This is a genomic window from Sphingobacterium prati, from assembly GCF_013167215.1.
GTDB lineage: Bacteria > Bacteroidota > Bacteroidia > Sphingobacteriales > Sphingobacteriaceae > Sphingobacterium > Sphingobacterium prati.
In genome coordinates this window covers 482,287-495,828 of sequence record NZ_JABJWY010000034.1, presented here as the reverse complement: position 1 = coordinate 495,828, position 13,542 = coordinate 482,287, and the positions used below count along the sequence as shown (strand labels likewise).

Here is a 13,542-nt window from a genome sequence, read left to right as displayed (position 1 = left end):
ATCTAACAACTTTATTACAGTTAGATTATACCCTCTTTAAGCAGATCTTGTATATGGATAACCCCATCATAGTTCCCCTGATCCGATACCAGCAATTGGGTGATATTGTTTTCCCGCATGATATGGAGCGCACTGGCTGCGAGTTCGTTTTTATCAATGACCTTTGGGGATTTGCCCATAATATCTGCCGCGCTGATTGTCGCTAGGTCAGTATGTCTTTCGAGCATGCGACGGATATCACCATCGGTAATAATACCCTGAATTTGTGTGTCCTTTAAAACAGCGACGGCTCCGAGTCTGAAGTGTGTAATGGTGATGATAATGTCTCTGACGTTGGCATCCAATTGTACGCTCGGCTTGCCGTTTTGATCAGATAGGTCTCTGACTTTTAAGTAAAGTTTCTTACCCAGTGCACCACCGGGATGATATTTTGCAAAGTCCTGGTCTGTGAAATCCCGACATTCCTGCAAGACAACCGCTAAGGCATCACCCATGGCCAACTGCGCTGTTGTACTTGACGTTGGCGCTAAATTGTTTGGACAGGCCTCTTTCTCCACCGTGGTATTCAGGGTATAATCCGCATTTTTGGCCAAGTAGGATGCTGTATTGCCAACCAAAGCCACCAACGTGTTTTTCGTTTGTTTGAGAAAAGGAACAAGTACTTTGATTTCTGGTGTATTGCCGCTTTTAGATAGGGCAATAATCAGATCATACTGTTGGATAATGCCTAAATCTCCGTGAATGGCATCGGCAGCATGCATAAAAATGGACGGTGTGCCAGTGGAATTTAATGTTGCAACAATCTTTTGTGCTATTATGGCACTCTTTCCTATACCTGTAACGATTACACGACCTTGGAGATGCAAAATTTTATTTACCACGGTAACAAAATCATCATCAATATATTGAGCCAGAGCAGCTACTGCTTTCGCTTCTTCTTGAATAGCTTGAATAGCTATATTTTTTATTTCGTAGTTGTTTTTCACAAAAAATACTCTTACTTTTATGTATTAGAATAGATTGCAAAAATAGATTATTTTTCAGGATTATTTCTTCATTTATCTATCTTATTTTTGCCCAAGGCGCAATGGAAATAGAAAAATCACTTTTCGACAATTTACAGGATTTTTTTGGTTTTGATACTTTTAAAGGAGATCAAGAGGCTATTATAACGAGTATTCTTCAGAAGAAGGATACGTTTGTTATTATGCCAACCGGGGGAGGGAAATCAATTTGTTATCAACTACCAGCACTCATGAGTGAGGGAACTGCAATTGTAATTTCCCCGTTGATTGCTTTAATGAAAAACCAAGTGGATCAGCTTCGTGCATTTGGCGGCGAAGATAGTATCGCTCATTTTTTGAACTCCTCCCTGAACAAGAGTGAAATCACTCGAGTAAAGGAGGATGTGCTTGCGGGAAAAACAAAGCTACTGTATGTAGCTCCGGAATCGCTTGCTAAACAAGATAATGTAGAGTTTTTGCATCACATAACGGTATCTTTTGTAGCCGTAGACGAAGCACATTGTATCTCTGAATGGGGACACGATTTTCGACCAGAATATCGTAAAATACGTCAGGTTATCAATGAAATTGGATCGAATATTCCAATTATTGCATTGACAGCAACAGCAACTCCGAAAGTCCAATCCGATATCCGTAAAAATTTGCAGATGAATGATGCTATGTTATTCAAATCATCGTTCAATCGGAGCAATTTATACTATGAGGTCCGCCCTAAAAAAGATGTAGTCAAAGAAATTGTACGTTTTATCAAAACCAAATCCGGTAAGACAGGTATCGTCTATTGCCTGAGTAGAAAGAAAGTTGAAGAAATAAGTGAAGTTTTGAACCTTAACGGGATCAAAGCGCTGCCATACCATGCTGGACTCGATGCGAAAACTAGGGCCGATACACAGGATAAATTCCTAATGGAGGATGTCGAAGTGATTGTTGCGACAATTGCCTTTGGTATGGGGATCGACAAGCCGGATGTTCGCTATGTTATTCATCATGATATCCCCAAATCTATGGAAGGGTATTATCAGGAAACTGGCCGTGCGGGTCGTGATGGAGGTGAGGGCTACTGTCTGGCATTCTATTCGGAGAAAGATGTCGAGAAGCTGACAAAATTCATGAAAGATAAGCCTGTGGCCGAACGCGAGATCGGGACACAGATACTAAAAGAAGTTATTGATTATTCCGAATCTGCGGTCTGCCGACGTAAACAGATTCTTCATTATTTTGGTGAAAATTTTGACGAACAAGGTTGTAGTAACATGTGCGACAATTGCCGGTCGGAAAAAGAATATTTTGAAGCCGAAGACTCCTTAAAAGATGTACTGGGCTTTATTAAAGAACAAGGCGAAAAATTTGACGATCATCATGTCGTTAATGTGATGATTGGACAAAACAATCAACCTGTATCTTCCTATAAGCATGATGAGCACCGGTTATTTGGTTCGGGAAAAGACAAAGGCTCTATTTATTGGAAGTCTTTGTTAAGACAAGCCGTACTGGACAATTTCATTGAGAAAGACATTGATCATTATGGTTTGTTGAAACTAACCGACATCGGTCGACGTTATCTGGAAAATCCATATCAGTTAAAGTTTGTTTTAAACCGTCCGATTGAAGGCGGAGAGAATACGAGTGGTGAAGATGCCGGTCATGGTACTGGAGCGTTAGACACCACCTTATTAGGTATGCTCAAAGACTTGCGTAAAAAGATCGCCAAGAGTAAATCTTTACCACCTTTTGTTATTTTTCAGGACCCGTCCTTAGAAGAAATGTGTACACATTACCCCGTTAATATCGAAGAATTAAAACAAATTCAAGGGGTAGGAAATGGTAAGGCAATTAAATTTGGCGCTTCCTTTATCGCTCTCATAAAAGACTACGTGGAAGAAAATGAAATCGACCGCCCTGTAGATCTAGTGATTAAAAGTACGGCAAATAAATCAGCGCTGAAAGTGGCAATCATTCAAAATATTGACCGGAAAATAGCGCTAGATGATATTGCTGCAGCAAAAGGAATTACCTATGAGGAGATATTAAAAGAAATTGAAACTATCGTTAATGCTGGTACTAAAATAAACATTAATTATTTTATTGATGAGATTATTGATGAGGACCGTCAGGACGAAGTGTACGATTACTTTAAGACGGCTGAAACCGATTCAATAAATGATGCCCTTAAGGAATTAGGGGGCGACGATTATACTTTTGAAGACATCCAATTGATGCGTATCAAATTTTTATCGGAATTGGGTAATTAAAATTTTTATATAATTTATATGATCAACAAATACATTCCTGAAATAAAGAATGGAACTTCGCAGAACTTCTTTTTAATGGCAGGGCCATGTGCAATTGAAGGAGAAGAAATCGCTATGCGAATTGCTGAAAAAATTGTTACTATTACAGATAAACTCAATATTCCTTATATTTTTAAAGGATCATACCGTAAAGCCAACCGATCACGTTTGGATTCTTTTAAGGGTATCGGTGATGAAAAAGCATTAAAAATTTTGGAGAAAATAGGGAATACCTTTGGTGTACCAACGGTAACGGACATCCATGAGAGCCATGAGGCAGCAATGGCAGCAGCTTATGTCGACGTCCTTCAAATTCCAGCGTTTTTATGTAGACAAACGGATCTATTGGTGGCTGCGGCAAAAACCAATAAAGTCGTTAATGTAAAAAAAGGACAGTTTTTAAGTGCTGGATCCATGAAATTTGCTGTGGATAAGATTGTAGAGTCCGGCAATGAGAAAGTCTTTTTGACAGATCGTGGGAATACGTTTGGCTACCAGGATCTAATTGTTGACTACAGGGGAATTCCTGAAATGCGTTCCTTTAATGTGCCCACTGTTATGGATTGTACACATTCACTTCAACAACCGAATCAGACATCTGGAGTAACGGGTGGGAAACCAGCATTGATCGAGACAATTGCCAAAGCGGCAATTGCTGTGGGCGCAGATGGCTTATTTATTGAAACCCATCCTGATCCTGCAAATGCAAAATCTGATGGGGCGAACATGTTGCACCTCGACTTACTCGAAGGATTGATGGAAAAATTAATACGTGTTAGACAAGCTATTTTATAGTATAATAAATAAATCGCAATAGAAAGGAGCCAATAGGCTCCTTTTTTAATCAATTCAAATCCAAATTACTCCCTATGTTTTCAAAAGTTTTTTTCATGGCACTCATATTTATACTGTTTTCGCTTTCGATTGTCAAAGGGCAACAGAATTATACGTGGTTTTCGCCGCTTGAGGACAAACAAGTAGAAGGCCGTATTGACAACCATAAACTGACAGCTTTTAATCGACTTCCAGATGAATTGGAAAACCAAGTCCGTAAACCCGTATGGCAATTGGGAGAAAATTCCGCAGGACTCTATATTGATTTTCAAACATCAGCTTCAGAAATTAAAGTGCAATATCAAGTTGCTGGTGCATTAAATATGCCCCACATGCCTACTACAGGTGTGAGCGGCTTGGATCTCTACGCTTATGATAATACCAGTAAAGATTGGAAATGGGCTTATGGTAACTATAATTTTTCTGATACGATTTCATACACTTGGGAGAATATTGGTGAGAACAGTAACTTCAGTTACCGCTTGTATTTTCCTTTATATAATACGGTTAAGTGGCTGAAAATTGGTGTTCCAAGTAATGGTAAATTTGCGTATACCCGTACTGCTACATTGAAACCCATTGTTGTTTATGGGACATCTATTGGACAGGGGGCATGTACGAGCAGGCCGGGGCTTGCCTGGACAAGCCAGGTTGGGCGTGCCCTAAAGAACGAAGTTTTGAATTTGTGCTTTTCGGGGAATGGCCGTCTTGAAGAGCCCATTCTAAAGGTTATGAATCAAGTGGATGCGGCTTGTTATATTTTAGATTGTATCCCCAATCTTGCCATTACAAAATCACGCACAGAAGAACAGCTGGATTCCTTATTGGTCAATGCAGTTACCTTGCTGAGGAAAGAACGCCCTACAACGCCGATCATACTAACGCAACATAGTTCAGGGAGTATTCCGACGGTTTTCAACGAAGATAAAAATAAAGAATACCAACAAAGTAGTAGCGTCTTGAAGAAAACTTTCGAAAAATTACAATCCCAGGGGGAGCGTCGGATTTTTATGTTATCAAGTGACGAATTAGGACTTGACTTGAATTCTACGGTAGATTATGCGCACCCCAATGATCAGGGAATGGAGCATATTGCTAATGCCTATATTAAGCTGCTAAAAAAGGTGTTAGAGTAAAGAAATAAAAGAGGGAAGTTTTTTACTTCCCTCTTTTATTTCTTTTTCAACTTCATCGTCATTTTTGCTTTTTCACCCCCACCATAATTGTAAGTTTTTGCATTACTTTCCTTCTTTTGATGAAATGCTCCACCTCCGAAACTGTCATCTTGTTCTTCCTTGGCTGATTTTTTCTTTTTATCATTCGAGGGATTGTAGATTTGAAGATCTTCTGGTAGCTCTAGTATTTCCATTCTCTTTCCCACAGCCTGTTCGATTTTCCTAACCATAGGAAGTTCTAAATCGGTAGAAAATGTCAATACCACGCTATCCTCATTCTCTTTATTTTTGACTACATGGTTTAAAAATTCCTCTTTTTCATTTGGCAATTCAAATTGCAAAATAAAAGGAATATTCGCGAGATCATCAACTACAGTATTATTTTCCCGGGCAATGATCAATACACGGGATTGCACATTGGTCATAAAATCCTCGGTTGTTTCGTAACCAAAATCATCATAGAAGAGCGGGTTTAAAATAGCGATCTCTTCTTTGCGCTCTTGGAATAGGCTCGTTGCTAACTTCTGTGCTGTAAGCTTTGAATTAACAAAAACGATCACTTTTTGAAAAACTTCTTTATCCTGCAGAAGATAATTTAATAAATTGATTTTTGTGGTGAAATTAGGGAGCTGATATAGAAAGAGATCCAAGGTATCTATGGATTTGTTTTCCAACTCATCCACTTCTATCAAGGCATAATCCTCGTTTAAATATGCATCAATCATGTCATACAGTTTCTGATGTTCAACAGTACTGAAGACTAGGTGTTGTACTTTACCACAACTTTCTGCTAGTTCCCTTAACGGAGTTTGCATGCCCTGCTTGATGATTTCTTCTGCATCATCAATAATGAACGTCTGGATACGGTTTAAGTTCAGTGCTAATTTAAGATAGATTGCCCGCGCACGGTTAGGTGTTGCAACGACAATATCCTTTCCAGCAACTAATTCTTCGATTTCTTCCTCCATACTTCCTCCAGCACGTAATCCAATAATACGAAGATCTCTATTTTTACTGAGCTGATAGAATTTTTCAACAATTTCATTGATGCGTTCTTCATTGGGAGCCAAGATTAAAAACTTAGGTGCCTCATCATCCGTAAATTTTAATTTCATCAGGGTTGATAATACATAAGTTGTAGTCTTGCCAGCTCCTTCGGGAGCAATCGCAATAACATCTTGTCCACCAAGAATTCTGGAGATGCACTTACGCTGAATTTCCTTAGGGGTCAAATAACCGAGTTCGGTCATTGTAGCTGTCAATCTTTTGCTTAATTTTAGTTTCTCTAACGACACGTATCCTTTAGTTTATGTAAGTTGCAAAAATACACATTTAGTTTTGAGATCAGCTAATGTGTACCCATTTTTGAAAACATATTAATAATAATAACTCCAGCAACAATCAGTATCATTCCGATCACAGCTGCTGTATCGGGAATCTGCTTAAATAGGATCATGCCGATCAATGTAATGGCAACAATGCCTATCCCAGACCAAATTGCATAGGAGATCCCAACGGGTAGGTACTTCAATGTAATACTTAGGAAATAAAAGGCTATAATATAGCCAATTATACAGATAAGCGTTGGTTTCCATAAGGTAAAACCATCGGATTTTTTCAAGAAAGTAGTGGCGAAAATTTCTGCTGCAATCGCGAGAAGTAGGTATATATATTTCATCATAAATGATCCTTCCTAATGGACTGTAACAAAGCTACACTTTTTGTGTTTTACTTTGTTCTGATGACATTTAATTTAGGAGTTTTTGACGACAGTAATGATGCAATATAGCCGACTCAATGGTGTTCGGGCGATTTTGCAGGTATTAATTGTTTATAAAAGTAAATTTATTTAAGTTTGACCAATCCACTAATGGGAATGAATAGACTTTATGAGATGTATTCGAGTTTTTTTTAAACCCTTTACTATATGCTTAGTTTTTCTACTTTCCTGCCTTTCATTGCATGCGCAAGAACAGCTTCAGGAGCTTCAGAAATCTTATTATAATCTTCCCTTAGGAAGTAAGGAGCGTTTTCTACTGACTGGAAAATATGCGCAAGCATTATATTTCAATAATGAGAAGGCATTAGCTAGCCAGTTGCTAAATGATAATATTCAACTGGCCAAAAATTATCCAGATAAACAGTACTATGCCTATTTAAATTGCATTGCAGCGATAAACAGTTATAATGATCATCTCTTTGAGAAATCAGGTTTTTATCTGGAACATGCAAAATCTGTTCTACCGATTATCGTTGACAACAGTACTAAGGGATATATCTATTATTGTGATGGCTGGATTATGACAAGGCAGAATAAAGAGGATCAGGCTGTTTCGCAGTTTCATAAAGCAATTTCCTTTTTGGAAAAGGCCCCCCAGACTGATGTGAATATCGCGCGAAAGTTAGCAATTTATAAAGAGTTAACCGCTATTTACGCCAATCAGCGGAATTTCGAATTTCAGGAAAAATATACAAGTCTTTTACTGGAGACAGCCAAAGCTGGCCGGAATATAAATAGTTTATTTGATGCCTATATGCAAGCCGGCTATCTGTTTGAGGAAGAGTATCGGTCAGATCGAACGAACCCAAACGTATTGAAGAAAGCGGAAGAGCATTATCTTCAAGCTCACCAAATAGCGAAAAATAATCGGAAGAATCTTATTAACCCGACGGATATGGCTTATGTTTCCGTTAATTTAGCTAATCTATATCACGAATTCTATCCCGAAAATGCTGCAAAAAAGGCGGCTTCATTTGCCCAACAAGCCTTAGAAATTGCACAGGAGACCGGACAATATGCGCTTACAGTACCTGCCTACGGCGTATTGGCTGATGAAGCATTCAAAAATGGAAATCGGGATCTGGGGAAAAAATATTTACAGCAGGCACTCTATAACTTACAGCGGGAGCCACATTATGATTATCAGGTAGGACTGAGCCTCTATAGTAGACTTGCTGAGGTGAGTGTCGAAGAGGGGAAATATGAGGAGGCATTTCAGTTCCAAAAGAGCTATATCGATGTTTTCGAGGAGGCTTTCAATTCAGATAAGCTGGATAAAACCAAACAACTTGAAATCAAATATGAACGGGAATTGCAGAACCAAAAGTTAATGCGGCTGCGTTTGGAAGGGGAAAAAAAAGAACAACAAATCACGTTGATGAGAGCCCTTAATGACCGTCAAAATCAATTGGTTGAGAACTTAAAGTTAAATGAACTAAACCGAACACAACAGTTGAAAGTGCTTCAGTTAGAACGGGACAAAAAGGAGAAGGACCTTCAATTAAGCCGTCTGGAAAATGCGCAACGATTGCAGGAGCTTGATGTTTCGAAGCAGGAGATCGCTTTTAAGTCGCGTATGAATTCCATTTATATCTGGTTATTTATTAGCTGTTTAATCGCCGTCATTTTATTGTTTTATGCATATTGGCAGCGTTCCAACACATTGAAGCAAAAAGAGCACTTACATAGCCTCGAGATTGAGAAGAATAACCAGCAGCATGCCATAAAAAATCTGACCGCGATGTTGGCCGGAGAAGAGAAAGAGCGGACACGTTTGGCCCGAGATCTACACGATGGTTTAGGCGGACTGTTGTCGAGCACAAAACTTGGCTTGTCATCCCTCAACGATAAGGAATCCGAACAGGCCGCTGTGAAGGAAGGCATTACACGAAGCATTGAACTATTAGATGGTGCCGTCGACGAGCTGCGTAAACTTGCACATAACCTGATGCCGGATCTGATTGTCAAATATGGTTTACAGGAAGCTCTAAGGGACTACGCCGCGCGGATGAGTCAGCCGAATTGTCAAGTGGAGTGCGAATTCCTTCAATTTGAATCAAATTTAAGTACGGAACATGAAATCTCTCTATACAGAATAATTCAGGAACTTGTGAACAATGCATTGAAACATGCCGAAGCAAGCAATGTCCTAATACAACTTTCTGCACACAATGAGCGTTTGCATATTACCATTGAAGATGATGGCAGGGGATTTGATACCGAAAAGGTGGATTTACAGCATTCCGCAGGAATGCACAATATACAGTCAAGGCTTTCTTTTCTATATGGTGATATGAAGATTTTATCTGCGCTAGGTGAGGGAACCACGATAGAAATTGAAATGCCGCTCGTTTAATTATAGTGTAAAATGATAAAGATAGCGATTACAGATGATCATCCTCTTTTGCTGGAGGGGCTAAAGAATATTATTAATACCCATGAAGATTTTGAGGTCGTGGGGATGTATACAAGTGCTGCAGACTTATTCACAAACATTGCATCAGACGCGCCACTTGTACTGTTACTGGATATCAATCTTCCCGATGCAAATGGAATTGATCTGGTAAAGGGATTGAAAGAGCGTCATAATGAACTAAAAATTGTCGCTTTTAGTGTCCATAACGAACTAGCGGTGATCAATAGTATATTAAATGAGGGTGCGGATGCTTATCTTCAAAAAAATGCCACCGGCGCTGAGATTATTGCTGCCATATCCGATGTTTTGGTTGGCAAGCGCTACATCTGTGCGAAAACTCAGGTCATACTCAATAAGAAGACAGAAGCGGGACTGAAGCAAGTTCCCAAACTTACCCGTCGCGAAAAGGAGATACTGACTTTTGTGGCCAAAGGAATGACGACCAATCAGATTGCTGAATCCTTATTTATCAGTTCACATACCGTGGAGAGCCACCGTAAAAACTTAATGGAAAAATTTCAGACAAAAAGTGTGACCGCGGCTGTCAAATCTGCCATAGAATACGGTTTGATACGCGAAGCCTAAAGGAAATCCGGGAATTACCTGAATTCAGGGATGAGAATAACCCCATGCATTTGATACTTTTGATGCTATAGATGAAGTATCAAAAGTATATGGTTATATCAAATTATGTATTCCGTTGTCGGGGAAGAAAATTGCTTCCCTATGGTTTTGGCCTAGTATTGTCTTTAGGCTTAGGTCTCAGTACAGTTCGTGCGCAGGGCTTTGGTACCAAAATACCCGATGGATCAAATACAGTGGTGGCTATTAATTTAGCTAAGGTCGTTGAATCTGCTGAGGCTGCCACACTGAATAAACTGTTGGACCGTATTGGCTTTTTCAAACATTTTGAAAAGAAAAGCATTGATCTGAAAAAGGATTTTCAACAGACTGGTGTGGATTCAAAAGGAATAGCGATATATTACCGAAACGACAGGGATAGTTTGCTATACGGTGAAATGATCATCCCGATCAATGATAGCAACCGCTTTGAAAGGTTGCTGAATATGCAGGGAACCCCGCTTCCGTCGTTGAACGGTTACCACCGATTTAAAACAATGGATGGGCAACTACTCGCCTGGAATGCCAAGGAGTTCAGGGTACTAAAAGGGGAGGTCGGACAGACTTATTTCGCCAATGATTCTATTGCCGCACTATATGGTATTGAAAATACGGACTATGCTGCTGCAGCCGTAGCAGCAGCTACAGCTGCGGCCGATGAAGCAACTGATTGCGCCGTTATAGATACTAGTCTAATGGATTCCTCCACGATGGAATGGGATGCGTTTGACTTTGACACATTGCAAGCTGAAGAGCCGACAGAAATAGAACCATTGGAGGTCTATGACAGTGCAAAAGACACTGATACAAGTGTGTATGATAGTCCTGTCAACTATGATTCACTTGACACAACCTTTGAGGAAGTGAACAGACGAAATGATTCCATTAAAAATGTGTTGTTGGAGAAGTGGCTACTGCATGAGCAGGAGCAATTATTGAGTGGTAAATATCCAAATATAAAGGTACAGGAGCAGACACGATTATTTAAAAATGTGGACCTGGCGCGTGTGTGGATTCCTAGAGCTGGAAGCTTTTATAGTGGACTTCATTCCGTAAGGTCCATCGTGGACGCCTATTATAATACAAGCGATTTCTCCTTGAAAAGCGGCTATAGAGATATGTTTTTTGACCTGGCACAGCAACAAAATAAAATTACGCTGAAAGCAAGTGTAACCTTAGGAAAAGACTTGATAAACCTGACCAAAAAGTTGTATGCCAAAAAGCCAAATCCCAAATTTGCTAAGTATTTAACAACGGAAACGTTGGGATATTTTAATGTCAATATAAATACAGAGGCTTACTTAAAGGAAATGCCGGCATTTTTTGCGAAAAATCTGAAAAAATATTTTGGTAAAGAAAATGAGTTATTTGAACTTCTGACTCTTGGACTTGAAATTGCATTGGATGAAAAAGCCATGGCCAAAATTATGCCCGGGGATAATTTGGTTGTTGTCAATGGAATAACTAATTTAAAAGTAGACTACGTCGATTACGAGTATGATGATAATTATGAAGCCAAGGAAGTAAAAAAGACAAAGGAGGAGAAGATGCCATCTTTCATATGGATGTTCACATCGGAAGATCAAAGGATCATCAGAAAGACAGCGGACGTGGCAGTATCAAAGAATGAGGCTATCTTAGCGGGCGGTATCTATAAAATCAAACAAGGCAATGGTAAAGATTTTCCAGTATATTTAATATTCAAAGAGGATTTGGTGATGATCAGCAACGATAGTCTTGCACTAAATAAAATTTTGCACCAAGATCGTCCTGCCAAAGCCAATAAATCTTTTGTGAAGCTTATGAAGGGAAGTAAATTTTCGGCAGCATTCCAGACCGGGAAAATACCAGCTCTAACAAAGGAGCTGGGTATAGTATCAGGTAACAGCTGGCGTTCTACATTAGCAGAATTGAATAATTATGGTAATTTTACAGTGAGTTCTAAAGGCATTGTAGGTGATAGATTGGAAACCGATGTACAACTAGCGTTGCCGGTGACGGCAAATAACGGACTACAGTTTGTTATCAACCAACTGCTTGATGGAATTGTGCCGGATGAACAACCCGAATTTGACTACCCAATTGATACAACTGACAATGATTAAAAAAGGAATAATTTGGACTTTAGGTATTTTCGTAGTATTGGCTATAAGTGGCTGGGGAATTTATATCATCCGACAGCAGCAGTCGTATCAGTCTGTCGTACATAAAAAAAGCAGAGCCTTATTGACGATTTCCTTGGACGATATTCTATTGAATCAATTTTTCGATAAATGGCAAACAGCACTAAGAGGAGGGCAGGATTTCGCCAAAAAATTGAATAAACTTAAGGATAACGGAATAGATATCAAGGCGAATGTATTTCTTTTTTCACTGGAAGATAGCGCGAAGAACTTTTATGCATTTTTTGATTTAAAAGATGAGAAGCAATTTCTGACTTTTTTAAAGGAGGGTTTGGCAGTTGATGCCATTGAAAATAATGCCGCTCCTGGGGTAAATTATGCGTATCAGGAGGCAAACAAAATTGCATTTGTTTGGAAAGGCCGTGAATTATTGGTGGGACTGGGATTTAATCTGGACAAAAAGAAAGATGAAATGCTCCAGTTGATCCAATCCGATTCAGAGCGGATTTCCATTGAGCATTTCATCGACCGACCGAGTGAATTGACCCGCGCATCATTACGTTACAGCAACATTTCCACAAATAATTTTATTGAATTTGATTTGAAAGGCAGCCGGATAGAGATCGCAGGAGAACTTCAGTCGAGCACTTGGAATTTTCCACAAGAATATCTTGTTCGGGAGTTAGTAAAGGAAAATTATATCAGCAAAGGCTGGATCAATTTCCCGAATCAAGGTCTAAAGACAACTATAAAGCGTATTTTAACTGATCTTCCGATAGCAGCGGATTCGATTATGGCGCATGCCAATGGGGATTATGTTGATATTGAAATTTTGAATAGTCAGGTAGTACAGACAGATACGATTATTAATTATGCTGTCAATGATAATTTTGAGACAGTGGCGGAGAAAACGCCCTATGAAAACAAAGTACCCAATGTCAGCTTGAGTATAAGAGGTGATGCGGAATTGTCGAAATTTCTACCCGATAAGCTGTTTTACCAATGGTTTCAGCGGAAAGATAAACAGTCTTATCTATTGTCTACAGCACCTGCGAAAGATAATTTACAGTCAAAATATACGAAGACCAATAGTCTTTCACATGTAGCGATACATCTTGCGGATTGGCCGGATGCCTTAAAAGTGACTCCGATTCTGATATTAAAGGCGATTGCTTCGGATATGGATCTCAGCTTGAAAGTTTCCCGGTCAAATCAGCTTATTCTTCAGGGAACTATTCGGGACTATTCGCATAAGTAGTGGTACAAGAGTTCTTCAC

General features: G+C 39.3%; 10 protein-coding genes. 7 read left to right on the top strand and 3 right to left on the bottom strand.

Going from position 1 to position 13,542, the window contains the following annotated elements; all coding sequences use genetic code 11:
* Positions 1 to 20 precede the first annotated feature (20 nt).
* Positions 21 to 986 (bottom strand): KpsF/GutQ family sugar-phosphate isomerase, encoded by a 966-nt coding sequence (locus HPC41_RS12320; protein ID WP_172394308.1) that lies wholly within the window; start codon positions 984 to 986, stop codon positions 21 to 23.
* A gap of 101 nt (positions 987 to 1,087) precedes the next feature.
* On the opposite strand from HPC41_RS12320, the gene recQ reads away from it, so the two are divergent.
* From recQ to HPC41_RS12305, 3 genes are all read left to right on the top strand, one after another.
* Positions 1,088 to 3,277 (top strand): DNA helicase RecQ, encoded by a 2,190-nt coding sequence (gene recQ, locus HPC41_RS12315; protein WP_172394307.1) that lies wholly within the window; start codon positions 1,088 to 1,090, stop codon positions 3,275 to 3,277.
* Between the two features lie 18 nt (positions 3,278 to 3,295).
* Positions 3,296 to 4,111, top strand: a complete 816-nt coding sequence (kdsA, locus tag HPC41_RS12310) for a 3-deoxy-8-phosphooctulonate synthase (RefSeq protein WP_172394306.1) — start codon at positions 3,296 to 3,298, stop codon at positions 4,109 to 4,111.
* A 95-nt stretch (positions 4,112 to 4,206) separates the two neighbouring features.
* Positions 4,207 to 5,286 (top strand): SGNH/GDSL hydrolase family protein, encoded by a 1,080-nt coding sequence (locus HPC41_RS12305; protein ID WP_172394305.1) that lies wholly within the window; start codon positions 4,207 to 4,209, stop codon positions 5,284 to 5,286.
* 35 nt (positions 5,287 to 5,321) lie between these two features.
* On the opposite strand, the gene HPC41_RS12300 is transcribed toward HPC41_RS12305, so the two are convergent.
* On the bottom strand, positions 5,322 to 6,620 hold the full coding sequence (locus HPC41_RS12300; protein ID WP_172394304.1) for a DEAD/DEAH box helicase: 1,299 nt from the start codon (positions 6,618 to 6,620) through the stop codon (positions 5,322 to 5,324).
* 53 nt (positions 6,621 to 6,673) lie between these two features.
* Positions 6,674 to 7,006 carry a DMT family transporter gene (locus tag HPC41_RS12295; protein WP_172394303.1) on the bottom strand — a complete coding sequence of 111 codons (333 nt, stop codon included), beginning with the start codon at positions 7,004 to 7,006 and terminating at the stop codon, positions 6,674 to 6,676.
* Between the two features lie 277 nt (positions 7,007 to 7,283).
* Between HPC41_RS12295 and HPC41_RS12290 the strand changes: the two genes are divergently transcribed.
* The 4 genes from HPC41_RS12290 (at position 7,284) to HPC41_RS12275 (ending at position 13,523) form a co-directional block, all read left to right on the top strand.
* Complete coding sequence (locus HPC41_RS12290) at positions 7,284 to 9,461, top strand: tetratricopeptide repeat-containing sensor histidine kinase (RefSeq protein ID WP_172394302.1); 2,178 nt, start codon at positions 7,284 to 7,286, stop codon at positions 9,459 to 9,461.
* Positions 9,462 to 9,473: 12 nt separating this feature from the next.
* Positions 9,474 to 10,106, top strand: a complete 633-nt coding sequence (locus HPC41_RS12285) for a response regulator (RefSeq protein WP_172394301.1) — start codon at positions 9,474 to 9,476, stop codon at positions 10,104 to 10,106.
* Between the two features lie 71 nt (positions 10,107 to 10,177).
* Positions 10,178 to 12,247 (top strand): hypothetical protein, encoded by a 2,070-nt coding sequence (locus HPC41_RS12280; RefSeq protein WP_172394300.1) that lies wholly within the window; start codon positions 10,178 to 10,180, stop codon positions 12,245 to 12,247.
* Positions 12,198 to 13,523: a hypothetical protein gene (locus HPC41_RS12275; protein WP_172394299.1), complete on the top strand. Its 1,326-nt coding sequence runs from the start codon at positions 12,198 to 12,200 to the stop codon at positions 13,521 to 13,523. Before HPC41_RS12280 ends, HPC41_RS12275 begins: the two co-directional genes overlap by 50 nt.
* Positions 13,524 to 13,542: the final 19 nt, after the last annotated feature.